Here is a 25,795-nt window from a genome sequence, read left to right on the forward strand (position 1 = left end):
TTAAATCTAAGGGGGATCCCGACATTTTTAGTAAGGTACGGCTAAAATAGATCGGTTTTAAAATTTCTCAAAAACACCCAGACCAAATAAAGCAAAATCGTACTTTACCGGATCATGGGGATCCAATTTTCTGAGATTGGCATCCAATTCCGCCAAGGCCTTGCCGTCGTTCTGTTTGCGTTGGATTAGTCCCAATTTGCGTGCCACATTGCCCGAATGAACATCCAATGGACAAGACAATTGCGAAGGCGAAATCTTATCCCAGATACCAAAATCCACGCCGCTGCTGTTATTTCTTACCATCCAGCGCAAGAACATGTTGATTCGTTTGGCCGCAGATCCCTTTTGAGGGTCGGAAACATGTTTTGTGGTTCTAGCCAGATGGTCCAACTCAAAGAATATAGTCTTGAATTGGGAAATAGACATTTGCAGGGAAGTTATATCCCCCTTCAAGGCGAATACGTTTTCCAATCCACCATGTTCCTTATAAATATTGTTTAGACTGCGTATAAAATACCTTAGGTCTTCCCCATTAAAAGTCCTATGTACAAACCCTTGAAGTTTTTCCAGATCCCTCTTTTGATGGTTCATTACAAAGTCGAAAGGGGAATTCTCCAACAGTTCCATCATTCGCTCCGAATTGTTGATGATACTTTTTCTATTGCCCCAAGCAATTGTAGCGGTTAAGAATCCACTGATCTCTATATCTTCCTTTTTTGTAAATCCATGAGGTATCCGGATTGGGTCTGTAGATAAAAAATCCGGGCGATTATACTCTTCTACCTTGGCATCCAAAAATTCTTTTAACTCATCCTGCGTCATTCCAAAGGGAAATTTAATAATTTGTAAAGAAGTATGGGGATAACCAGTATACCATTATACATGGCGTGCAAACAAATAGACCACTGTAGTCCCAATTTAACACGAACATACCCCAAAAATACGCCCAAGATCAATTGTGGCGCCACTAAGAGCGGTGCAATATAATATACTTCCCTTGTCATTTCAAAATTGGTCATATGCACAGCCGCAAATAATAAAACAGAAGCATAAAAACAATATTTGAAATATTTCTTATTCTTGAACCAGATCAACGGGCCGCGAAACAAAATTTCTTCGACTGCCGGAGCAATAATTACTGCCATAAGGAAAAGTGGAACAATGGAATAGTTCTGTAGAAACGTTTCAATGGCATGTTCTCCAAGATCAATTTTCAAAAGCCCTATCAACCATTGGTTAAATATACCGACAGTTATACCAATTATAATACCCCATTGCAATAGAGCCAAAACAATCTTTAATTTTAAGGGATTAGGGGCATGGTCCAAGCGTCTATAAGCAGGAGCTTTTGTAAATTTCAAGACCTTGGCAAGTATTTTCATTGCGTAATGGATCCATCCACCATAGTCAGTTTTCTATCGGCCATATTGGCAAGTTCCTCATTATGGGTTACAATAACAAAAGTTTGCCCAAAGGCATCCCGAAGATCAAAGAACAATTTATGAAGATTATCAGCACTTTCCGAATCCAGATTTCCACTGGGTTCGTCCGCAAAAATTACGGAAGGGTTGTTCACCAAAGCCCTTGCTACTGCCACCCGCTGTTGCTCGCCGCCCGAAAGTTCATTGGGTTTGTGCTGTAACCTATGGGAAAGACCCAGAAACTCCAACAGTTCTATAGCCCTTAATTCTGCCTTTTCCTTTTTTGTTCCCTTAATAAATGCCGGGATACATACATTTTCCAAGGCCGTGAACTCCGGTAATAACTGATGAAATTGAAAAATAAAGCCAATATGGCTATTTCGAAATTTGGCCATAGCCTTATCCGATAATTTAGTTACGTCTTCATCATTAATTAACAAGCTGCTGTCATTCTTATTACTTAAGGTATCCAAAGTGCCCAGTATTTGCAAGAGGGTAGTCTTACCTGCTCCAGAAGGGCCTACAATAGACACCACTTCTCCTTTTTTTATGTGCAAATCAACTCCTTTGAGCACCTGAAGATTGCCGTAAAATTTATTGATATTTGTAGCCTTGATCATCCTTTTTAATTATGGGTTGAAAGTAAACATTACCAAGAAGAATACAAAATAGTTATTCTCCAGTAGCGCCATTATTATCCATTTTAATGGGAGGCCGTAAAAACTCGACCATAAAGAAAAAATTCTGATATGATATTCTTTTTATTATAATATGGTAATGATTATATTGTGATGGCGACAATGAGATAAATTTTAGGACAGGACTTTTATGACACAATATAGAAATTTGGAAGAATATAACTTGGAAATTACCGACGAGGTCAAATCCAGATACTCATCTATTATCAATGAAATAGGGGAGGACCTCAATAGGGACGGTCTAGTAAAAACTCCGGAGAGAGCGGCAAAGGCCATGCTTTTTTTAACCCAAGGTTACAAGCAGGATGCCGTAGAAATTCTAAAAGGAGCTATGTTCAAGGAATCTTATGATGAAATGGTAATCATAAAAGATATTGAGGTATATTCCTTGTGCGAACACCATATGCTACCATTTTTTGGCAAAGCTCATATAGCCTATATTCCTAACGGCCATATCGTTGGCCTAAGCAAAATACCCAGGGTGGTAGATGTTTTTGCAAGACGATTACAGGTGCAGGAGAGGCTCACCAATGATATCCTGGAGTGTATTAACAACACTTTAAAACCACAAGGTGTAGCTGTGGTCATAGAGGCCTCACATATGTGCATGATGATGAGGGGGGTCCAAAAACAAAATTCAGTAACTACTACTTCTGGTTTTAGGGGGCAGTTTGAGAAAATAGAGACGCGGAACGAATTTTTGAAATTGATAAGTTCAAAATTATCTTAGGACCTTATCCTATATAAGGTTCAGGATTATGGCATCTTATTTGATTTAAGACAGCTATAAATTAAATTGTAATTATGTCTACATTGAAAGACCATAAATTAAGGAATCTATTTTTGGGATTGCTTTTTGACGGAATAGGAATGCTTTCTTTCGTTATTCCTGGGATCGGCGAGTTTTCAGACGTCATCTGGGCTCCGGTTGCCGGCTGGCTCATGACCAGATTGTACAAAGGCAAGATAGGACGGGCAGCTGGTGTAATAACCTTTATAGAAGAAATGCTGCCTGGACTGGACATTGTTCCAACCTTTACGATCATGTGGTTCTATACTTATGTTTTTAAGTCCTTTAAAAGAGGGAAATATATTTCGGCCAAGTAATATGATAATCAAGTTCTTAAAGTAGCCTACAAACCGTGCAAGTCTATTAAGTGACCAATGTTACTTAAGTTTTCCCATATCTTTCTTAGATTTATCTAGTATTATAATATTAAGTAAATGAAAAGAAGAAATTTTGTCAAAAAAACCGGCTTAGGTTCTTTGGCAGGAATACTGGGTCTGGATATTGTATATGGAGCTAATATTCCTGAAAACTATACCCTATTGGGGCTTCAGGATCCAGATCCATTTCAAATGTTCAATAAGGATAAGGAAATGGTAGTCCTGAACAGCAAACCGTGGAATATGGAGGCGGTTGCCCATTTGTTGGACGATAGGATTACTCCCAATAAATATATGTTTATCCGTAACAACGGACTTGTTCCGGAAAATATTGATGCAAAGGAATGGACCATAACTTTTGATGGTGAATCTATAAAAGAAAAGAAAACCTTCACCTTGGATGAACTTAAAACAAGATTTCCCCATCACACCTATCAACTTACATTAGAATGCGGAGGCAATGGCAGGAGCGAATTCGACCCGCCTGCTAAGGGAAACCAATGGACAATAGGGGCTGTAGGTTGCGCCACATGGACAGGGGTTCGTTTAAAGGATGTGCTCAAAGATGTTATAATAAAGGATGATGCCGTGTATATAGGTTATCATGCAGCAGACCAACACCTAAGTAGGGACCCCAACAAAGAACCTATTTCAAGGGGAGTTCCCATTTCCAAGGCCATGATGGCTGAAACCCTGTTGGCCTTTAAAATGAACGGAGAGGATATTCCTTTGGTACATGGGTATCCCTTGCGTTTGGTATGTGGGGGATGGCCCGCCTCTACATCAGGAAAATGGGTCAATAGAATCAGCGTTCGAAATATAGTCCATGATGGGGAAAAAATGACGGGAACCTCTTATAAGGTGCCCTGTAATCCGGTTGCCCCGGGTGAAGAAGTTAAGGATGAAGACATGTGCATTATAGAATCCATGCCCGTGAAATCCTTGATAACCTACCCTAAATCCGGAGCCATGATCCCCAAGGGAAAGAAGCTTAATATTAGGGGGCATGCTTGGGCCGGGGAATTGGAAATTTCCAAGGTTTCCTATTCCATCGACTTTGGAGCTACCTGGTCCGAATGCTTGTTGGAAAAACCTGCAAACCGTCTAGCTTGGCAGCATTTTAAGGCAAGTATAGGTTTTCCAAAATCAGGATATTATGAAGTTTGGGCCCGGGCCACAGATGCCAATGGTGTAAGCCAGCCCATGTTGTTGCCAGGATGGAACCCCAAAGGATACTTGAACAATGCATGCCATAGAATTGCCGTAAAAGTTAGTTAAATGAACAAACAGGATAAATTTAGACAGCAGGTCAAGTCATTCTATAGTGTCTTAGTGATTTCGTTCGCCCTGGTTTTGTTAATTGGGGTATTGGGAATTACCTATATGATGGATCCGTCGGCTTTTTCCTTCAAAGGGGATACCCCCAATTCTGAAATTATTGGCAACACTGGGGAAGATGAAGACTGGGACAAGATAGAAAATGGTATCCACCTAAGAACCGGATTTAAGGATGGGGAGGGTTTAATGACGGTGGTCAACAATTGCACCAATTGTCATTCCGCCCAATTGGTTATACAGAATAGAATGAACGAGGAGCGATGGATAGAGATCATTCGCTGGATGCAAAAAACACAGAATTTATGGGATTTGGGACCCAATGAAAAAATCATTGTTAATTATTTGGTTACAAATTATCCAACCAAAAGTAAGGGAAGGAGGGAAGCACTGACTAATATAGAGTGGTACCCACTGGAGGAATAATATTTCATGGGTGAAATGTAAAGGAAAAAGATCGTGGAAAAATATTTTGAAGGTTTCATCAATGCGATTGTAGGAACTGCGAATTGGACTTGGAAATCCATAATATTCGAGGTTCCGTGGTATATGAATTATTTTTGGGGGCTGATAATTATTTCGCTAGTGGTTTGGATGCTGGAAATTTTATTTCCTTGGCGCAAGGATCAATCCATTTTTAGAAGGGATTTTTGGTTGGATGGTTTTTATATGTTTTTCAATTTTTTCCTTTTCGCCATTGCCATAAGTGGCTTCTACAAGTTATTGGGCCTACTTTTTAGCGATTTGGGAATAAAACAAAGTAGTCTAGCCCTTATTGATATGTCACAATTTCCCAGTTGGCTTCAATTATTGATCTTTTTTCTTATTTTGGATTTTGTACAATGGTTTACCCATATTTTACTTCACAAGTATTCATTTTTATGGAAATTCCATCAAATACACCACAGTGTAAAAGAGATGGGATTTGCAGCACATCTCAGGTATCATTGGATGGAAAATGTATTCTATAAACCTTTAAAAACTTTTGGAGTAATGATCTTGGGCGGTTTTGAACCCGAACAGGCCTATATTGTCCATTTCTTTGCCATAGCCATAGGACATTTCAACCATGCCAATATTAAAATTACCTGGGGCCCTTTGAAGTACTTTTTAAACAACCCGGTAATGCATCTATATCATCATGCCCATGATTTACCAGATGGAAAATATGGGGTTAATTTTGGAATCAGCCTCAGTCTGTGGGATTATATTTTTAAAACCGATTATATCCCCGAGGATAGTGGCTCTATTGAACTGGGATTTGAAGGTGATGAAAAAATACCAAATTCCTTTTGGAAACAAATAACCTACGGCCTAAGAAAACCTAAACCGTAGGTATTTATTATAAATGTAATAATTGAATCCGAACCATTTAGCATAAAGACTTCTCTTGGACTAAAGTCTCCTACAATAGAATGTTTAGACCAACAACAACCGATCTTCCCATATTCAGAACATTGTCACTTTTTAATCTGGACAGATGGGAAATGTATGCTTTATCCAACAGGTTATTGGCACTAAGAGTAAAATTCATGGATTTTTTAAGAAATTTAATATCCCCGCCTAAGCCGGCATTTAAAAGGGAGTATCCAGGGGTAACTGTTTCAAAAATGCTTACTTTTCCCTGCTTAAAGGTGGTATTCAAGGAAACAAATGCATTGGACCGAAGCCACCAGCCTCGAGCATTGTTAAACTCTACCCTCAAAGTATTGGTCAATTTGTTGGCAGGTATCAAAGGTAAGGGGTCACCGGTCTGTAATTCGCCGAACACCGTTTGGTAACTACTTTCTATATGCAGCCAGTCGTACGGATGGGGGTGCAAATGAAATCCAATTTCCCCGCCGTAAAGGGTGGCATCTTGTTGTAGATAGTTGTAAACAGGAGTTTCATCCATAAAGGTTCCACTGGGTGCTATAAATATATAATCCTTTATAGTGTTGTGAAAACCATTGATAAAAAATTCATAATGTTCATTTTGAAATTCCAAAGCCAGATCAACTTGAAGGTTTTGTTCATTTTTGAGGTCTGCATTTCCTATTTCAAATCTATTGGTGCCCTCATGGGTACCATAGGAGGTAAGTTCTGCCAAATTGGGAGCTCGGAACCCTGTAGCAACATTGATTCTGCCCGTAAATTGCCTTGAAAAATTGTTTTTATATCCAAAGGCACCATTAAAGCTATTAAAGTTTCTTTTTAAAGGGGCAATATAACCGTCTTCCCCGCTAATACCATAGGCCTTTCCGTCTATTTGTCTATGGTCATAGCGCAGTCCCACTTGAAAATCGTTGTTCTGATTGAGGTGAAAATGTGTGGTCCCCAAAAATCCTATATCCTGGGTAGTTGCATCCGGAATTAAAATCTCTTCCCCAAAATTTTTATTGGTTTGATAAATCCCTTGTACGCCAACAACAGTTTCGAACTTGTCCCATTTAGGGAGATGATACAGTAGGTTGTAATTAAAGGTGTTCAGCTTCATATCCAAGGCAGCTTCTTCATCCCCTTCCTCTTCATGTTCTTCTTCATGCTCTTCTTCGCCTTCTTCATCGTGATGGTGGTCTTCAAATTCCTTACGGTTATTTCCTATGTAACCCAAGGTGATGTCCAAATTGGAGTTGTTGAAAAATATTTTGGTATTGGAACTCAAAATATGGTTGTCCAATTTTTGATATGGTAAATCCGGCGTTCTTGAGGTAGTTTGCAGACCTACCTCTTCCGGAATCCCTAAATTGGACTGGTTGTAATTATACCTTAATTCACTTTTAAAGGAGGTTGCCTGATAACCAAATCCCGCTTTTAAATCTTTTTCGTTGAATCTGGAATTGGTAACCCTATTGTCATCTCCACCTAAATAATCTACATGGTTATTGCTTGCCAAACGCAGAAGGTATTTAAATCTTTCCCCTGAAGTTCTAATTCCTGCTCCACTGCTTACACCTTGGGTATTGCTATTATAATTGAAGTTTATATCTCCCTCCGTGCTATTGGACGCCGCAAATTTTTCCGGGTTTAGATATAGTACTCCTCCCATGGCATCCGATCCATATAATAGGGAAGCAGGACCCTTAATTACCTCAACACTTTCTATTCCCGCTTCGTTTACTCCTAAACCATGTTCTGCCCCAAACTGCTGGTTCTCTAACCGGATCCCCTGCGTGTAAACCAGTACACGGTTAGAGGTAAGCCCTCTGATTACCGGTTTACCTATTCCCACCCCCGTGGAAACTACATCTACACCAGGAATGGTCCCTATACCTTCCACAAGAGTAGGGGCCCCCTGGGTCTTAAGGGTTGATAGCTTTGCATATTCAACCTTCATTACATTTTCACGTTGTAATTTGTGGAATGGGGTAGATACAATAACTTCTTCCATTTCAATGGCACTAGGGGACAAGGAAATATCCAAGGTATTACTACCTTTTTCTATGGTGATATTTCCGGAAAATGTTTGAAAACCTAAATAGGAAGCCACTATTTTATAGGTCCCCGTGGGTAAAGCTTCAATAATATATTTCCCTTCACTATCAGTAATACCGCCCTTTTCCAATTGCGGAAAATATATGGTGACCTGTTCCAAGCCTTCCTGGTTCTCTTTGTTAATTATTTTTCCTGAAAGGCTATTTTGTGAATTTGCAGATATATATGTCAAAATGCAGAGCATTGACAGAATTACATTTTTCATTTATTTTTTTTTAGGTAAAGAATAGAACTACCTAGTGGCAATTCACCTCCAAATTATTATTTATAATAGCTTGGTACTTATATGGACAGCTTTATACCTCAAAGGCTCTAAGAATATTAAAGATAACGGCCTGTCTAAATATCAATATGTATTGGGCCGCCTCTATATTACTATAGCGTTTCTTGGTCACACTGCAAGCATGTCCAAAAATTGTATAAGTCCCGTGAAAATTAATATATAGTGGATGGAGGTCCCCTTCTGGAGAAATGAAGTTTCTGATACTTACTTAAAAAATTATAAAAGTTTATAATTTTTTTTGATTTAGCGATGACAGTAAATGTGGTAAACTCCTGTTGGAAATGTGTGTAGTAATGCGTAAGGTTGAATTTATGGTAATCACAATCCAATTCTACTTCATGTATATGCAGCTTACCTTTTTCTTTACAGACAAAGGTATGGTGCTCAAAAATGGCATGTTTTAGTTTTAATATTGAAGGCAGGGTTATTAACCCGACCAAGAGGACGGCTATAAAAGAAAAGGCTATATTTCTCAAATAAATCTTCACCATTCAAATCTAGTGGTATCCCAACAAAATGATTGTTAAGAAAAGTATAATTATTTAAGGATGAACCCTAAGCCCATGCGGCTCAACATCTTTTTCTCAAATTCCCAAAAGAATTTGAACTGACCGAACAACCACCCATAAATAACTAAAAGGAATTGATAAATGGGAAAAATGAGCAGTATTCTGAAAGTCAAATAAATAAGGCCTCCCCATAGAAAATCGGGGGAAAAATTCTCCCTATATAGTCCGATCCAATCTAGAAATGGCTTTGCAGCATAAACCGAGGATGAACCAGTAATGGAGAATACTATAAAAATTATTACGAGCTGTAAATTGGAGCTTACTCCCCAACGTTGTTTTAATTTCTTCATACCTTAAAAAATCATTGCAAAGATAACTTTTTATACACGTGGAACAAATGGTCCCAATCTTTGATTGTATTTGCGTTGAAAATAAATAAAGTAGTTGTATAATTTATAATTTACCTCGTAGCCATAATCTATATTAGGGTCATAATCTATTCGGAGCTCATAAAGATTGGTATTATATCTATACGGTTGCATTACCCTCTGATTCCATTCTATAACCATAATCCTATTCCTATTTTCCAGAAAGGATTGGGAATAGTAACCTTCGGGCCTGGCAATACTTTGAAGCCAAAAATCGAAGCCCGGTTCTATTATAATAATTTCATATTCAGTTTTATCATCCCGAATAGTTATAGTGTCTCCCTCTGTTTGGGAAAAAGCGGCCTTCTCCTCGTCCGTAACTGAAATTGCTTGCTTAGTACTGCTACAATTGGCCAAGGACAAAACAAAAAGGATTGCAACTCCTATGGTAAAAATAATCTTTTTCATCGCTTATATATTTTCAAAGGACATAGATAAAATATGTAACAGCACAGATTTTACAGGTTTAATAACCGAGATTCACTACACTTACATATCGTCTATTTCCTTCCTATAAGATACAAAAAAAGCCATTTATGTTACAAATGGCTTTCCTTATATTATGTTAAATCTGTTATTTGCCAAAAAGTCCGCCTAGCAAGCCTCCCAATCCACTTTTCTTTTTGCTGGTTCCCATGACCATCCCGGCAACATCGTCCAATACACTTCCATCACCATCAGCATCCAATAAAGTTGTAATCAAGCTCTGGTTCTGTGCTGGTTGCCCACCAAGCATACTGCCCAATAAGCTATTTAGTCCATTGGCATCATTTACATTGCTCTGTGCTTTTTGTTTACCCAAGTAGGCCATTACCAAAGGTGCGGCTATTTTAAGGATTTGGGCAACAGATCCTGCATCCAATCCCGATTTCTGACTTAAAGCATTTTCAACATTAGCTTGCTTTCCTCCAAAGACATGGCCTAAAATACCTGCTCCGTCATTTATAACGGACTGATCAACTCCTCCTCCGAATAGACCGCCAAGATTATCCAACAATCCGCCATCGTGTTTGGAAGAAAGGGCATTCATTAGACCTTCAGCCCCTTGTGGCGAAGACACATTCTTCTTCATGGCACCCAATAAAAGTGGCATAGCCATGCTCAAAACATCTGCTGTTTTGTTTTCTGGTTGACCAGTTTGACTTGCAACCCCGCTAATTAATTGTTTGCCCATTGGGCTGCTTAAAAGATCCAATAATCCTGACATTTTTATAGTGTTATGATTAGTAATTAATATTTTTTAAGATACAAAAAAGAGTTTAAATAGCACTACTTTATACCCACTTCCACTATTTATAAAGATCAATAATTTGTGATGCCAACTCCATACCTATCCTATCCTGGGCCTCCTCTGTTGCAGCCCCAATATGTGGACTTAGGGAAATATCAGGATGCATTAAAATGCGTATTTCCGGAATTGGTTCGGACTCATAAACATCCAATCCTGCAAAGGCCACTTTCCCACTTTCCAGTGCATCAACAAGTGCCACCTCATCCAAAATGCCCCCTCGGGCAGCGTTTACAATGCCAACGCCGTCCTTCATTAGACCAAATTCGCTTTTGCCAATAAGATAGGATTTTTGGGCAGGAACGTGAAGGCTAATAAAATCAGCGGTTTTCAACAAGTTTTCCAAGGGCGTACTTCTAAGTTCAAAAGAAATTGATCGGCCGTCAAAAAAAGGAACTGTCACCGTGGCCTCATCCAAAAAAGGGTCGGTAAAAATAACTTTCATACCAATCCCCAAAGCTATTCTGGCTGTTGCCACACCAATTCTCCCAAACCCTATAATCCCTAAAGTCTTGCCTCTTAGTTCGATACCCTTGGCATAGGCATTTTTAAGTTTCTTAAAATTACTATCGCCTTCCAACGGCATATTCCTATTGGCATCATGTAAAAATCTTACTCCACTGAACAAATGGGCAAAAACCAGTTCGGCCACAGAGGAAGATGAAGCTTCCGGAGTATTGATGACGTGTATGCCTTTGGATTTTGCATAATCCACATCTATATTGTCCATTCCCACGCCACCCCGGCCTATGATTTTCAAGGCAGGGCATCCATCTATTACATCCTTAAAAACTTTAGTGGAGCTTCTGACCAGTAGCACTGAAACCTTATTTTGGTTTATGTAAGATACAAGCTGTTCTTGTGCCACATTCACCGCCAAAACTTCAAAACCGGCATTCTCCAAGGTCTGTTTGCCACTTTTTGATATTCCGTCGTTTGCTAAAATTTTCATGCTAAGTGTTGATTATTATATTTTTAAAATCTACTATTGGTACCAAGTCGATCCAATTGTGTACCTCAAGGAAATAGTTAGATGAAATGCCCTATTGTTTGCACAGGAACTTTGCCTTGCTATTTCAGCGGGCCCAGGCCCAGGAACTAAACTTCTAAGCCTTTCGTTCCAATTCGCTCATTACGTCGACCAAGGTACCGACGCTTTCCAAAGGAAGGGCATTATACATAGAAGCCCTATATCCTCCCACAGAACGATGTCCGTTTATCCCACTTATTCCAGCTTCTTTACACATTTCTTCAAATACATCTTTCAGCTTTTCCTCTGCCAGCGTAAAGGTGGCGTTCATATTGGAACGGTCCTCCTTATGGGCAAAGCCGTTGAACAAAGGGTTCAAATCTATCTCCGAATATAATAGCTGGGCTTTCTTTTCATTTATCTCTTCAATAGCAGCAATTCCTCCCAACTTTTGAAGCCATTCCAGCGTAAGCATGGAAACATAAACTGGAAATACTGCAGGGGTATTGAACATACTTTCCTTCTCTATATGAACCTTGTAATCCAGCATAGATGGAATTTTTCTACTTACCCTGCCCAGGATCTCCTCTTTCACCACTACCAAAGTGGTTCCGGCAGGACCCATGTTCTTTTGGGCACCGGCATAAATAAGGTCGAATTGTGAAAAATCCATTTGTCTGGAAAATATATCGGAACTCATATCACAGACCAAAGTAGCTTCCGTTTTTGGAAATTTCTTTATCTGGGTTCCAAAAATGGTATTATTGGAAGTTAGGTGCAGGTAGTCCAAGTCGCTTGGAATAGTATAACCCTTGGGGATATAGCTAAAATTCTCGTCTTTGGATGATCCCACCTCAATGACCTCGCCAAAAAGCTTGGCTTCCTTCAGCGCTTTATCTGCCCAGGTACCCGTATTAAGATATCCGGCTTTCTTTTCCAATAAGTTGTAGGCTACCATTAAAAACTCCATGCTAGCTCCTCCTTGCAGAAATAAGGCCTGATAGCCCTTTCCTTCGAGGCCCAATAGCTCCAAGGCCAGGGATCTTGCCTTGTCCATTACAGCGACAAAATCCTTACTTCTATGTGAAATTTCTATTAGGGAAAGCCCCAATCCATTAAAATCCAACACAGCCTCAGAAGCTTTTATGATTACTTCCTGTGGCAGGATACAAGGGCCGGCACTAAAATTATGTTTTTTCATTTATCACTAATTAGGGTTATTCAAATATTATATTCCATATATGTGCTTAAAAAAAGCAGCAATTTCCAAGTTAAAAGGAACTTAATTACTTTTTTTTCATGTCCGCACTACGGCTTTTAAAGAGTTATTTTCAAATTGGGATATACTTTTTTCAAAGGTTAAAGGTCATAAATATTTTAGGAAGTAGGGTAGTGCCGACCTAGAATATTGTATTATGTTTTCAACAAAAAATCAACAGTATCAATATTATCCGCATAATCCGTTAAAGATGGTTTTTGGGTTAGCCCAAATGGCACCTCGTCTTCTATAAATCCTTTGGCTACCATGCATTGAATCCTATCCTTTTCATTGGTAAGCCTAATTTTCAATTCCTCCGGGGATTCATAGAACTCGTAAAAAACGGTCGCAATGGGCGAAGCATAATTTTCGTCCTCCTTAAACATAAGGAAACCATTTTCCAAAATTTTATATAAACTCATTAGGTAAACTGCCTTGTTATAATCATAATTGTTGGCATACTTATGTTGTTCAATAATGGTGTTATAAGGATAAAGGGCCTTAAAAAGGGCATCAAAATTATAATCATTTGGAACAAACAATTTGGAAACACTTCTACAGCCCAATCCGTAATACCTAAAAATATCCTCGCCCAATGCAGCCAACTCATCATTGGTTTCATTACCGCTAAGTATGGCCACCGAATTCCTATTTCTCCTAATAATATTTGGTTTATTCCCGAAATAATGTTCAAAATAGCGAGAAGTATTGTCACTTCCCGTAGCAATTATTGCATCAAATTTTTCCAGTTTCCCTTCCGAAAATGAAATTTGATCTTTTAAGGAAGGCTCAACTTCAATTAAATATTGGGCAATAAAGGGCAATAAAATTTTATCGTTGGAGGATAGTTTTACCAAGACTTTATTTCCTGTTATGAGGGTACTTATAAAGTCATGGAAGCCCACCAAAGGGATGTTACCTGCCATGATCAAGGCAACTGTCTTAGGCTTGTTTTTACCCAAATCGTACACAGATAACCAACGTTCCAGTTCTGATGGCGTAAGTAATTCCGACCAACTTTCTAAACTGAATAAAATATTTTCAGGGGTAAACCAGCCATTATGATGTCCGGCCAATACCAGTATTTCATCGAATTTTATAAACCATGCATACTGAATATCATCTATTTGAGTTTTGTTTTTTGCATATTTGCAATATTCTTTAAAAAAACTACCAAGTTTAACAAAAGCATTAAGTCTATGTCTAAGGTCAGTCATTATATTTGTAAAAGATTTTATTAGGCTTTACCTTTGTACAAAAGTATTGATACTGAAATTAAATCAGCATAAAAGAAATATAAAATATGGCAATTATAATAACAGATGAGTGCATAAATTGTGGAGCTTGTGAACCTGAATGCCCAAATACTGCAATTTATGAAGGTGCGGATGATTGGCGCTACAGCGACGGAACCCTTTTAAAGGGAGATGTTGTACTGCCCAATGGGAAGGCCGTTAATGCGGACGAATCCCAGGAGCCGGTAAGCGATGAGATATATTTTATTGTCCCTGATAAGTGTACGGAATGTAAAGGATTCCACGACGAGCCACAGTGTGCCGCGGTGTGTCCGGTAGACTGTTGCGTACCTGATGAAGACCATGTTGAGTCCGAAGAAGTACTTTTGGGCAAACAGCGTTTTATGCATCCTGAATAGGTTATGCATTAGGCTAACTAGGCATTCCCCAATTTAAATTTAATTGGAGGTGCTCAATTTTTTTAGATATTCTATGGCAATTCCAGTTCCTTATTAAGGTTCCTTGCCAATCTTTCAATATAAAAAAGGCTGCCTTAAAGCAGCCTTTTTCCTTTTGTCAACATCCCTTAAAATGTAAACCCTATTTTGGCGTAGTAATAGGCTCCCCCAAAACCCATTTGTACGGAGTCCCAATAACCTCCTCCTTCTACCCAATCGTCCTGCTGATCAGGGTATACATTAAATAGGTTATTAGCCCCTACATTTAATTTAAGGCCATCACATAATTGATAACCAAATACCAGATCGGTAACGAGCCTGGCATCATAGGTATCCGTCGCCTGATTGATCTGGTCCTCAAAACTGGCATAATCGGTGGTGGACTCATACATTTGGTAATCCAATAGCTCCACCTTGCTGAAATGAGTGAATGCCAGACCGGCATCAAACTTATCCCTACTGTAATTCATATTCAGGGTAAATTTGCTTTTTGGGGCAGAAGCCAATAAAAACCCCTTATCCCTTTCTCCAAAGAAAGTTTGCTCATCCAAACTACCATTGTTTACCTTATCTATTTTCATATCGTTTATATTGCCCGTAAAAGTGGCAGATAACCTATTGTCATCAAAACTTTTCTTCCAAGCCAGAACTATATCCAAGCCCGTAGTTTTGGTGTCCACACCATTAACAAAGAATTGTGCCGCCTCCACGTTGGGGATTTGGGGCGCATCAAAATTACCAGTAAGCACTATACGATCGTCAACCTTAATATAGTAGCCATCCACAGTTGCTGTAAAATCCCCAAAAGTTGCGGTAAAACCCAAACCGGCATTAAGGGCTTTTTCCTCTGTTAACTGATCTATTCCAAAGGAAGCCGTTACAGGACTGTTATTGGGTGACAATAAGGATTCTAAGGCAGCCCCACCTACAAAATTCGTAAACTGCAGATTGTAATATTTTTGGGCCAAGGAAGGAGCTCTAAAACCTGTACTTACAGAACCTCTAATATTAACATTATCCGATGCTTTTAACCTTGCGGCCAATTTCCCGTTCAAGGTGCTTCCAAAATCACTGAAATTCTCGAATCGAGCGGCTGCACTTAACAAAAAGGTTTCGGTTAGATCAAACTCGCCGTCGGCATACAGGGACAAATTACTCCTGCTTCTATCCACTTCGTTCTTGGGACTGTATCCAGGAAAACCTTGGGAGCCCCCAGGACGTGGATCGCCCGAATCCGGATCGATGGGCTGGGTCTGGTTGGCCGGGTCCGTAATTAAAAGCCCATTTACGTCATAGGTGCCCCAAGACCCCTCCTCGCCGGCAAAAATGATAAAATTTTCCGTTCTATATTCAGCACCAAAAGCCAAGTTCATCCCCTCCAAAACATCCTCATAATACTTGGAAAAATCCAAATTAACCGTGTTCTGTGTCAGACTATGTCCACCCGCGTCAAAATCGGTGGGAGATACATCCTCCAATGAAGCATTAAGGGTACCTTTTATAAAATAATGAAAATTGTTCTTGCCATAAGTATTGCTGATATCCAATTTCCAGCCATTATCCAATTCTGTTCTAAAACCTGCCGAGAAGGAATTATCAATAATATTGGAAGTAATCCTTGGCGTAAATCCATTGGGGTATATGGAGGGGATTACCCTATTACCTCCATTTCTTGTAAATGCGTAGGCATCCGTATCCCTATAGTTCCTACCACCAAAAGCATATAATTCCGAATTATCGGATAGGGGAACGGAAGCATTCAACATTAAGTTAAAACCGTCTATCGCCGCCTCTCCAAAACCTCTCCTGAAATCGAATCCAGGCCTTAGGGTTTTGTTCTTGCTGATATATTCCGTGGTGACATTGACAAATCCACCGTCATTTCCAATAGCGGCACCAAAATTCACTCCGGCTTTTAGCGAACCCCCATCAAAACTTTTGTCACTGCCAATGGCGTTACCATCCTTCTCCGTATCCAATCGGTTGCCATCGGTATTGGGTGTTCCAGACGGAAAATCTCCTTTTGCATTGGTATTGTAGGCTCCATAATTAATAAAGCCCGATACCTTATCCGTTTGGTTTTTCAAAACAATGTTGATTACCCCCGCAATGGCATCCGAACCATATTGGGCTGCGGCACCATCGCGCAATATTTCTATCCTTTTAATGGCCGATGACGGAATAGCATTTAAATCGGTACCTGTATTGCCACGCCCCCTGGTTCCGAAGATATTGATCAAGGAAGACTGATGCCTTCTTTTACCATTGATAAGCACCAAGGTTTGATCGGGACCTAGCCCCCTAAGGGTTGCGGGATCTATATGATCCGCACCATCCGAACCCGATTGTTTATTCGCATTAAAGGACGGAGCCGCATACTGCAGCAACTCGTTCACTTCAACACGGCCCGTTTGGGTAGAGACTTCTGCAATGTCAATAACATCTACCGGTACTGCTGTATCCGTAGAGGTTCGTTTTGGACTTCTGGAACCTACCAATTGCACCTCGTCCAGCATCATTCCACCGGACAGGGTAACATTGATAACCGATTTTCCGGAGACAATTTCCTCCTTGGTATCATAACCAATATAGCTAAAGACAAGCGTTGCATTATCCATGACCGAAATTTGATAATTGCCATCGAAATCGGTTGTTGTTCCATTGGTAGTACCCTTTTCTACAATATTTACCCCCACCAGGGGTTCGCCACTATCATCCGTAATGCTCCCGGACACGGAGTTTTGAGCAACTGTTAATGCAAAATTGCCCAACATAAAAGCTGTCAATAAGATGATTTTTTTCATATTAATGGTTTTAAGTGTTATGTCTTCTAATTTAGGTATTTTATTTTTACATAATTAAGATTGTTAATGTGTGTTCTTACACGTACATAAATAGTATCTTTGCAGCTGTTTTAAAAAAAGCTGGGAAACAGTTTTTAATTTATGTTTCCCGTTTAATATAGATCTCGACCATGAAAGCAGGTATTGTAGGATTGCCCAATGTAGGAAAGTCCACACTTTTTAATTGTTTGTCCAACGCCAAGGCACAAAGTGCCAATTTTCCTTTTTGTACCATTGAACCTAATATTGGGGTAGTAAACGTACCGGACACTAGATTGCAGAAGTTGGAAGAACTTGTAAATCCTGAACGAGTATTGCCTGCAACTGTAGAAATTGTAGATATTGCCGGTTTGGTAAAAGGTGCCAGTAAAGGCGAAGGTCTTGGCAACCAGTTTTTGGGTAATATTCGCGAGACAGATGCAATTTTGCATGTGCTACGCTGTTTTGACAACGAAAATATTGTACACGTAGATGGTTCTGTAAATCCGGTGAGGGATAAAGAGACCATTGACATTGAACTTCAATTAAAGGATTTGGAGACCGTAGATAAAAAGCTTGAAAAAGTAAAGCGGGCCGCCAAAACAGGAAATAAGGAAGCGCAAAAAGAGGAAGCTGTTCTACTAAAGATCAAACAAGGCCTTGAAACGGGTACCTCTGTACGCGCCCTGGACATTAACAAGGAGGATCGCGCAGAATTTGTAAAACCTTTACAGTTCATTACAGACAAGCCAGTAATGTACGTTTGCAACGTGGATGAAGATGCAGCTACCACTGGCAATGCCTACGTGGAGCAAGTTAAAGCTGCTGTTGCCAATGAAAATGCAGAAGTAATCTTTTTGGCCGTAGGAACCGAAGCCGATATTACGGAATTGGAGAGTTATGAGGAACGACAAATGTTCTTGGAGGACTTAGGACTCACCGAACCCGGTTCTGCCAAATTGATCAGGGGAGCTTATAGGTTATTGGACCTTGAGACCTATTTTACCGCCGGGGTAAAGGAAGTAAGGGCATGGACCATTCCAGTGGGCGCCACGGCTCCACAGGCTGCAGGAGTAATCCACACCGATTTTGAAAAGGGCTTTATTAGGGCTGAAGTTATTGCCTATAATGATTTTGTTTCCTTTGGCAGTGAGGCCAAAGTTAAGGAAGCTGGAAAAATGCGTGTAGAAGGAAAAGAATACATTGTTAAGGATGGCGATGTAATGCATTTTAGGTTTAACGTGTAATCCCTAACGTCATTTATTAGTATAACACCTGCCAATTTCAACTCTATAATCAAATCCTAAGAGAATTTATTACAAAATTCTTTTGGGATTTGTTCATTTTAAATCGCTCTGCTCCATAGAATCCTAAAAGGATACTGAAATTGGGCCGGCTTTGGCGCCCCTTCAAATAATCAATAATATTTTATATTTTTGTGATTGCTATTGTTCTCTTAATTAAGAAATTATTGCACTTAAAACCCCTTACTATCAACAAATCGTTGATTTCCTTTGTTAATTACTTTAACGCCTAGGGGTTTCATCTTTTTATAACACTTGCTATATTAGCAACACTTTGGATAAAGCCCTAGACCATGTCAGATAACGCCCAATATACAGAAGACAACATTCGCTCATTAGACTGGAAAGAGCATATCCGGATGCGTCCGGGAATGTATATTGGAAAATTGGGTGATGGTTCTTCTGCAGATGATGGTATCTATATCCTCCTAAAAGAGGTTATAGACAACTGTATAGATGAGTTTGTAATGGGTGCCGGCAAAACCATAGATATCGTTATCAAAGATAATGTGGTAAATGTGAGGGATTATGGCCGGGGAATACCTTTGGGCAAGGTAGTGGACGTAGTATCCAAAATGAACACTGGTGGTAAATACGACTCAAGGGCCTTTAAAAAATCCGTTGGTCTTAACGGGGTTGGTACCAAAGCGGTAAATGCCCTATCCAGTTTTTTCAAAGTGCAGTCCTCTAGGGATAATATGCTTAAAACCGCAGAATTTCAACAAGGAAACCTAGTTGCGGAAGTAGGCCCGGAAGACACCTCAAAGCGAAAAGGAACCAAGGTATCCTTTACTCCTGACGAAATTATCTTTAAAAAATACAAGTATAGGAACGAGTATGTGGAACGCATGCTCAAAAATTATGTATACCTCAATCCTGGTCTCACCATTATTTACAATGGAGAGAAATTCCATTCCGAGAACGGTCTAAAAGACCTATTGGAAGACAATAATAATATTGAGGACATGACTTACCCTATTATACACCTAAAGGGTAACGATATCGAAATTGCCTTAGCACATAGCAAAACACAGTATAGCGAAGAATACCATTCGTTTGTTAACGGACAAAATACCACCCAGGGAGGAACACATCAGACAGCATTTCGGGAGGCGATCGTAAAAACCATCCGGGATTTCTACGGCAAAAATTATGATCCATCCGATGTTAGGAAATCTATTATTTCCGCCATCGCCATCAAGGTCATGGAACCCGTGTTCGAGAGTCAGACCAAGACTAAATTGGGTTCTACGGATATGGGCGGCGATCTACCAACGGTACGAACCTATATCAACGATTTTGTGGGCACCCAGCTCAACAACTACCTACACAAAAATCCAGATACTGCAGAAAAGCTTCAACGTAAAATTATGCAGGCAGAACGGGAGCGTAAGGAACTCTCCGGGATTAGAAAATTGGCAAAGGACAGGGCCAAAAAAGCCAACCTCCACAATAAAAAATTAAGAGATTGCAGGGTACATTTGGCAGATTCCAAAAATGATCGCTGTTTGGAAAGCACCCTGTTTATCACAGAGGGTGATTCAGCTTCGGGTTCCATTACCAAATCAAGGGACGTAAACACCCAAGCCGTATTTAGTTTAAGGGGAAAACCTTTGAACTCCTATGGCATGTCCAAAAAAATAGTTTACGAAAATGAGGAATTTAACCTTCTCCAAGCCGCATTGAACATAGAGGAATCAATGGAGGATTTAAGGTACAACAAAATAGTAATTGCAACGGATGCCGATGTTGATGGAATGCACATTCGACTTTTATTGATCACTTTTTTCCTGCAATTTTTTCCTGAACTAATAAAAGAAAATCACCTGTACATCCTTCAGACACCGCTGTTCAGGGTCCGTAACAAAAAGGATACCTTTTACTGTTACAGCCATGAGGAAAAATTACAGGCTATTGAAAAGTTAACAGGGAAACCCGAAATAACCCGATTTAAAGGATTGGGCGAAATCTCCCCGGATGAGTTTCAACATTTTATTGGTGAAGATATTAGATTGGAACCGGTAATGTTGGACAAAGCCATGTCCATAGAAAACCTACTGGAGTTTTATATGGGAAAAAACACCCCTGACCGTCAGGAATTCATAATAAACAACCTTAAAGTAGAGGTAGACCTAGTAGAGGAAAACCAATTATAAACCTGTCTGCCGATAGGCAGGCCAAACTAATACGAATCTTTCTTTATGGAAGAGAATGAAGAACTGAACGAAGTACCTAAAGAAAATCAAGAAGAAACCCACGATACCCTTACCAAGGTTACTGGGATGTACAAGGACTGGTTTTTAGATTACGCTTCCTATGTTATTTTGGAGCGTGCAGTACCCGCAATAGAGGACGGATTCAAACCTGTTCAGCGAAGGATCATGCACGCATTAAAGGAATTGGATGACGGGCGATATAACAAAGTAGCCAATGTTGTAGGACATACCATGCAGTACCACCCTCACGGCGATGCGAGTATTGCGGACGCCATGGTGCAAATTGGACAAAAAGACCTCTTGATCGACACTCAGGGTAACTGGGGAAACATATTAACGGGCGATAGTGCTGCCGCATCCCGTTATATTGAGGCCAGATTGACAAAGTTTGCCCTTGAAGTGGTATTTAGCCCAAAGATTACCGAATGGCAACTTTCCTATGACGGAAGAAAAAAAGAACCTGTAAATCTTCCTGTCAAATTTCCGCTTTTACTAGCGCAGGGAGCAGAAGGCATCGCGGTGGGACTTTCCACAAAGGTATTGCCCCATAATTTTATTGAACTTATCGACGCCTCCATAAAACATCTTAAAGGGCAAAAATTCACAATTTACCCGGACTTTCCCACTTCCGGTATCATTGATATAAGCAATTACAATGACGGCTTGAGAGGGGGTAAGATCAGGGTTAGGGCCAAGATACAGCAAATAGACAAGAATACATTGGTAATCAGGGAGATACCCTATGGCACCAACACCTCTTCTTTAATAGATTCCATCCTAAAAGCGAATGACAAGGGGAAGATAAAAATCAAAAAAATAGAGGACAATACCGCAGCGGAAGTGGAAATTTTGGTACATCTGCCGCCAGGACTGTCGCCCGACAAAACCATAGATGCCCTTTACGCCTTTACCTCCTGCGAATCATCCATTTCCCCATTGGGCTGTATCATAGAGGACAATAAACCCCTATTTATAGGCGTCACCGAAATGCTACAACGTTCCACAGATTACACCGTGGAACTTCTAAAGGCCGAATTGGAAATACAACTGGGAGAACTGGAGGAACAATGGCATTTTGCCTCCCTTGAGCGCATCTTTATAGAAAATAGAATTTATCGGGACATTGAAGAGGAGGAGACCTGGGAGGGCGTTATTGCAGCCATAGACAAAGGTCTCGCCCCACATACGACCCATTTAAAAAGAAAAGTCACCGAAGACGATATTGTTCGACTTACAGAAATTAGGATCAAAAGAATCTCTAAGTTCGATCTGGACAAGGCCCAACAATATTTAGACAGCCTTGAAGAAAGGATTGCCGAGGTAAAACACCATTTAGCCCATCTGATCGAATTTGCGATCAACTATTTCAAGTCCCTAAAGGAAAAATACGGGAAGGGAAGGGAACGAAAATCGGAAATCCGAATTTTTGACGATATCGAAGCCACCAAGGTAGTTATAAGAAATACAAAATTATACGTTAACCGTGAGGAGGGTTTTGTTGGAACCTCCCTAAAACGGGATGAATATGTAACCGATTGTAGTGATATTGATGACATAATTGTTTTCACCAAGGAAGGCAAAATGATGATTGCCAAGGTGGACTCCAAAATTTTTGTAGGCAAGAACATTATTCATGTGGCCGTATTCAAGAAAAAAGACAAGCGGACCATCTACAATATGATCTACAAAGACGGTAAGGGCGGGGCCAGCTACATTAAACGATTCAACGTCACAGGAATTACCAGGGATAAACCCTACGATCTCACTACCGGCAAGCCACAATCCGAAGTCCTTTATTTTTCAGCCAATCCAAATGGAGAGGCCGAAGTCATTACCGTTCTTTTAAGACAGGTAGGTAGTGTAAAGAAGCTGAAATGGGATATAGATTTCGCCGATGTATTGATAAAAGGTAGGGCCTCCAAAGGAAATATCGTCACCAAATACTCGGTAAAACGCATAGAGTTAAAAGAAAAAGGGGTTTCCACCCTTAAGCCAAGAAAAATATGGTTCGACGAAATAGTCAGAAGACTGAATGTAGATGGCCGAGGGGAACTCCTTGGAGAATTTAAGGGAGACGATATGCTATTGGTTGTCACCCAAAAAGGCGTAGCAAAAACTTTTATCCCCAACCTTTCCACCCATTTCGATGAAGATATGGTTGTTTTGGAAAAATGGAACCCCAACAAGCCATTATCTGCCATATATTATGAAGGGGAAAAAGACCGCTACTACGTAAAGCGTTTTATGATAGAGAATGAAAACAAGGAGGAATTGTTTATTTCGGAACACCCAAAATCATTCTTGGAACTCGTTTCTACCGATTGGCGACCTGTTGTCGAGATTGAATTTACAAAACCAAGAGGAAAGGACGCTAAACCCAATCAAATAATTGATTTAGAGGATTTTATATCAGTTAAGGGAATAAAAGCTTTAGGCAATCAACTCACCTCGGATAAGGTTAAAAATATAAATGCCCTGGAACCGCTCCCTTTTGAAGAACCCAAGGAAAACGAAACCAGTGAGATTGAAGTTGTAGACGAAGAGAACATAGTGGTTAAGGAAGACCAAAAGACGGACTCCCCAAAAACCGGCACAAGCCCGCAAGAGCCTAAGAAAGAAAAAAAACCGGAGAAAGGGGACGACGAATCACAGACAACGCTGTTTTAAGATTTTACATGGGTATCTGCAGCATATTAAAAAACTGATACCCATTTTAAAATGTATTAATTAATGGTTAATTGGGATAATTCCTTAAGGAATTACTCTAAGAATAGCCTATATTTGCACAAATTGATTATTTTTTATGGATTTTACCAACCCCCTGGTATACGGAGTTCCTTGTTTTATAGCTTTCATTTTATTGGAACTCACTTATAGCAAGACACATGGAGACGATCATTTATATGATTGGAAAGATCTGGCCGCAAGCGGCTTTATGGGTGTTGGCTCTGCCATTATCGCGCCTTTGATCAAGGTAATATCAGCAATTGTAATATTTGAATTTACCTATGAATTGTTCAACCCTATCACAGACGGGGTCAGAACCAACATTCTTGGATATGAATCTTTTGGATATGCGTGGTATATTTGGCTTCTTTGTCAGTTAGCGGACGATTTTACATATTACTGGTTCCATAGAGCCAATCATGAAGTACGTATTTTATGGGCCGCGCATATTGTTCATCACTCCTCGGACAATTTTAATTTAGGGACTGCCGTACGCAACGGGTGGTTCACTATTTTATACAAACCCCTCTTTTACATGTGGCTTCCCGCCATAGGATTCCCCCCAGAAATGGTCGTTGTATGCTTGGGAATCGAAGCCTTATGGCAATTTCAATTACATTCTGTCTATATCCCAAAAATGGGATTCATTGAAAAAATATTCAACACCCACACCATGCACCAAGTGCACCACGCCCAAAATGTGGAATATCTGGACAAAAATCACGGTGGTTTCTTAAATATTTTCGATAAAATGTTTGGGACCTGGAAAGAGCTGGACGATGATATTGATGTAAAGTACGGGGTTATTCACGCACCCAATTCGCATAATCCGGTAGTTATTCTTACCCATGAATTTAAGGATATCTACAAGGATGTAAAGAATTCGAAAAAACTATCCCACGCCCTGATGTATATTTTTGGCCCTCCGGGTTGGAGTCCGGACGGAAGCACCTTAACCGTAAAACAGCAACAGCGACTGTTTAAAAAGCAAAAGACTGCAAATCCAGAGGTTGCCTTTAGTAGGCCCAATTAACCCATAACAACTTACGGATTAGGCTATGTTCAACCATTGTTGGTGCTAACACATGCCTAAAATTGATTTTAGGAGGAAGGTACAGGACCTTGCCATCAATTGGAGTCGATAAAAATCATTGAAGCACTGCCTATTATTAGAACAATCTTTTTTCAATAACTACAAATACATCTTCCGAGGAAACTTATCCGGTCATTTCAACCCTTCACACCCCTTCGTTACAACAATAATTCCGCCTCCAGAAATACGCCTTTCCACACAGTTAGAACCAAAATCCCTAAGCGTTTCTTTTTTTCGATCGATCTACAAATGAAACAACATAAAAAATAAAAAAAAAGTATCCCTCAGAAATAGGTCTTTTATTCCTTTACTCCCGAAGGCTTTTCCTTGTTCTTTTGCATGCGAATATTAAGAAACTCCACAAATAAGGAGAAGGCTATGGCAAAATAAAGGTAACCTTTAGGAATTGCACCTACTTCATTTCCGAAGAATTTAGCATGACTAAGATGTGCTGCCTCCATAATCAACATAAAACCAATTAAAATCAAAAAGGAAAGTGCCAGAATCTGCATAGATGGGTGGGCACTTATAAATTGTCGTATTGGATTGGCAAAGACCATCATGATAATAATGGAAATAACAACGGCTATGATCATAAGCAATAATGCGTCCCCCGGCTTGTTGCCTATACCGTTGGTCATACCCACCGCGGTAAGAATTGAATCTATGGAGAAAATAAAATCGATCAGAACAATCTGTACAATGGCACTGGAAAAGCTGGTAATCCCTTTAGCACTAACCTGATTCTCATCATGGTCGGGCATTTCTATTTTTTCATGAATCTCGGAAGTACTTTTATACAACAAGAAAAGCCCCCCAGAAAACAAGATCAAGGCCTGACCGCTGATCCCCATATAAACCCATGAGCTCTCTATATAGAAAAACGGATTTTTAAGCCCAATTAAGAAGGAAACGGCAAACAATAATGCAATCCTTTGCACCATAGCCAAAAGCAGTCCCAGATTAGTTGCTTTGGCCTGCAGTTTTCGCGGCAGCTTGTTGGCAATAATCGAGATGAAGATTATATTGTCTATTCCTAGTACAATCTCCAAAAAAGTTAGGGTAATCAAAGCCACCCATGCATCAGGAGTCGATAAGATTTCAAACAT

22 protein-coding genes are annotated in these 25,795 nt (G+C 39.9%); 10 read left to right on the forward strand and 12 right to left on the reverse strand.

Annotation, left to right across the window (positions count from 1 at the left end):
- Positions 1 to 57 precede the first annotated feature (57 nt).
- Genes U735_RS0112380 through U735_RS0112390 form a run of 3 tightly spaced genes read right to left on the reverse strand, consistent with a single transcriptional unit; the run spans position 58 to position 2,041 of the window.
- Positions 58 to 822, reverse strand: a complete 765-nt coding sequence (locus U735_RS0112380) for a TIGR02757 family protein (protein ID WP_031444119.1) — start codon at positions 820 to 822, stop codon at positions 58 to 60.
- Positions 819 to 1,361, reverse strand: a complete 543-nt coding sequence (locus U735_RS0112385) for a CPBP family intramembrane glutamic endopeptidase (RefSeq protein ID WP_198036655.1) — start codon at positions 1,359 to 1,361, stop codon at positions 819 to 821. The genes U735_RS0112380 and U735_RS0112385 overlap by 4 nt, the downstream gene beginning before the upstream one ends.
- Positions 1,362 to 1,378: 17 nt before the next feature.
- Entirely contained in the window at positions 1,379 to 2,041 is a 663-nt protein-coding gene (locus U735_RS0112390; protein WP_031444121.1) for an ABC transporter ATP-binding protein, read from the reverse strand.
- 208 nt (positions 2,042 to 2,249) lie between these two features.
- On the opposite strand from U735_RS0112390, the gene folE reads away from it, so the two are divergent.
- The 5 genes from folE to U735_RS0112415 all read left to right on the forward strand — a co-directional run bounded on the left by folE (position 2,250) and on the right by U735_RS0112415 (position 5,956).
- Positions 2,250 to 2,849, forward strand: a complete 600-nt coding sequence (gene folE / locus U735_RS0112395) for a GTP cyclohydrolase I FolE (protein WP_031444122.1) — start codon at positions 2,250 to 2,252, stop codon at positions 2,847 to 2,849.
- A 74-nt stretch (positions 2,850 to 2,923) separates the two neighbouring features.
- The gene (locus U735_RS0112400) at positions 2,924 to 3,226 is read left to right on the forward strand and encodes a hypothetical protein (protein ID WP_031444123.1); all 303 of its coding nucleotides are present in this window, start codon (positions 2,924 to 2,926) and stop codon (positions 3,224 to 3,226) included.
- A 117-nt stretch (positions 3,227 to 3,343) separates the two neighbouring features.
- Positions 3,344 to 4,564 (forward strand): sulfite oxidase, encoded by a 1,221-nt coding sequence (locus U735_RS0112405; protein WP_031444124.1) that lies wholly within the window; start codon positions 3,344 to 3,346, stop codon positions 4,562 to 4,564.
- The gene (locus U735_RS0112410; protein ID WP_031444125.1) at positions 4,565 to 5,047 is read left to right on the forward strand and encodes a hypothetical protein; all 483 of its coding nucleotides are present in this window, start codon (positions 4,565 to 4,567) and stop codon (positions 5,045 to 5,047) included. It abuts the gene before it with no gap.
- Positions 5,048 to 5,080: 33 nt separating this feature from the next.
- Complete coding sequence (locus tag U735_RS0112415) at positions 5,081 to 5,956, forward strand: sterol desaturase family protein (RefSeq protein WP_031444126.1); 876 nt, start codon at positions 5,081 to 5,083, stop codon at positions 5,954 to 5,956.
- A gap of 70 nt (positions 5,957 to 6,026) precedes the next feature.
- Here the strand turns inward: U735_RS0112415 and U735_RS0112420 are convergent, their stop codons facing one another.
- The 7 genes from U735_RS0112420 to U735_RS0112455 all read right to left on the reverse strand — a co-directional run bounded on the left by U735_RS0112420 (position 6,027) and on the right by U735_RS0112455 (position 14,048).
- Positions 6,027 to 8,300 (reverse strand): TonB-dependent receptor, encoded by a 2,274-nt coding sequence (locus tag U735_RS0112420; RefSeq protein ID WP_031444127.1) that lies wholly within the window; start codon positions 8,298 to 8,300, stop codon positions 6,027 to 6,029.
- A gap of 616 nt (positions 8,301 to 8,916) precedes the next feature.
- Positions 8,917 to 9,237: a DUF6787 family protein gene (locus U735_RS0112430; protein WP_031444129.1), complete on the reverse strand. Its 321-nt coding sequence runs from the start codon at positions 9,235 to 9,237 to the stop codon at positions 8,917 to 8,919.
- Between the two features lie 30 nt (positions 9,238 to 9,267).
- Positions 9,268 to 9,723, reverse strand: coding sequence for a DUF6146 family protein (locus U735_RS0112435; protein WP_031444130.1), 456 nt, complete (start codon positions 9,721 to 9,723; stop codon positions 9,268 to 9,270).
- A 166-nt stretch (positions 9,724 to 9,889) separates the two neighbouring features.
- On the reverse strand, positions 9,890 to 10,522 hold the full coding sequence (locus U735_RS0112440) for a DUF937 domain-containing protein (protein WP_031444131.1): 633 nt from the start codon (positions 10,520 to 10,522) through the stop codon (positions 9,890 to 9,892).
- An 82-nt stretch (positions 10,523 to 10,604) separates the two neighbouring features.
- Positions 10,605 to 11,555 carry a D-2-hydroxyacid dehydrogenase gene (locus tag U735_RS0112445; RefSeq protein ID WP_031444132.1) on the reverse strand — a complete coding sequence of 317 codons (951 nt, stop codon included), beginning with the start codon at positions 11,553 to 11,555 and terminating at the stop codon, positions 10,605 to 10,607.
- 154 nt (positions 11,556 to 11,709) lie between these two features.
- Positions 11,710 to 12,774 carry a 3-phosphoserine/phosphohydroxythreonine transaminase gene (gene serC / locus U735_RS0112450; RefSeq protein ID WP_031444133.1) on the reverse strand — a complete coding sequence of 355 codons (1,065 nt, stop codon included), beginning with the start codon at positions 12,772 to 12,774 and terminating at the stop codon, positions 11,710 to 11,712.
- Positions 12,775 to 12,986: 212 nt separating this feature from the next.
- On the reverse strand, positions 12,987 to 14,048 hold the full coding sequence (locus tag U735_RS0112455) for an acyl-CoA reductase (RefSeq protein ID WP_031444134.1): 1,062 nt from the start codon (positions 14,046 to 14,048) through the stop codon (positions 12,987 to 12,989).
- Between the two features lie 86 nt (positions 14,049 to 14,134).
- Here U735_RS0112455 and U735_RS0112460 point away from each other — a divergent pair, with 86 nt between their 5' ends.
- Positions 14,135 to 14,485: a 4Fe-4S dicluster domain-containing protein gene (locus U735_RS0112460; protein ID WP_031444135.1), complete on the forward strand. Its 351-nt coding sequence runs from the start codon at positions 14,135 to 14,137 to the stop codon at positions 14,483 to 14,485.
- Between the two features lie 167 nt (positions 14,486 to 14,652).
- Here the strand turns inward: U735_RS0112460 and U735_RS0112465 are convergent, their stop codons facing one another.
- A complete protein-coding gene (locus U735_RS0112465; RefSeq protein ID WP_031444136.1) occupies positions 14,653 to 17,328 on the reverse strand; it encodes a TonB-dependent receptor in 2,676 nt (891 codons plus the stop codon).
- A gap of 170 nt (positions 17,329 to 17,498) precedes the next feature.
- On the opposite strand from U735_RS0112465, the gene ychF reads away from it, so the two are divergent.
- The 4 genes from ychF to U735_RS0112485 all read left to right on the forward strand — a co-directional run bounded on the left by ychF (position 17,499) and on the right by U735_RS0112485 (position 24,626).
- The gene (gene ychF, locus U735_RS0112470) at positions 17,499 to 18,593 is read left to right on the forward strand and encodes a redox-regulated ATPase YchF (protein WP_031444137.1); all 1,095 of its coding nucleotides are present in this window, start codon (positions 17,499 to 17,501) and stop codon (positions 18,591 to 18,593) included.
- 350 nt (positions 18,594 to 18,943) lie between these two features.
- Positions 18,944 to 20,806, forward strand: coding sequence for a DNA topoisomerase IV subunit B (locus U735_RS0112475; RefSeq protein WP_031444138.1), 1,863 nt, complete (start codon positions 18,944 to 18,946; stop codon positions 20,804 to 20,806).
- A 45-nt stretch (positions 20,807 to 20,851) separates the two neighbouring features.
- Positions 20,852 to 23,533: a DNA gyrase/topoisomerase IV subunit A gene (locus tag U735_RS0112480; RefSeq protein WP_031444139.1), complete on the forward strand. Its 2,682-nt coding sequence runs from the start codon at positions 20,852 to 20,854 to the stop codon at positions 23,531 to 23,533.
- Positions 23,534 to 23,669: 136 nt separating this feature from the next.
- Complete coding sequence (locus U735_RS0112485; RefSeq protein ID WP_031444140.1) at positions 23,670 to 24,626, forward strand: sterol desaturase family protein; 957 nt, start codon at positions 23,670 to 23,672, stop codon at positions 24,624 to 24,626.
- Between the two features lie 359 nt (positions 24,627 to 24,985).
- Here U735_RS0112485 and U735_RS0112490 read toward each other — a convergent pair whose 3' ends face one another.
- Positions 24,986 to 25,795 (reverse strand): TerC family protein, encoded by an 810-nt coding sequence (locus tag U735_RS0112490; protein ID WP_031444141.1) that lies wholly within the window; start codon positions 25,793 to 25,795, stop codon positions 24,986 to 24,988.

The organism is Arenibacter algicola, assembly GCF_000733925.1.
GTDB lineage: Bacteria > Bacteroidota > Bacteroidia > Flavobacteriales > Flavobacteriaceae > Arenibacter > Arenibacter algicola.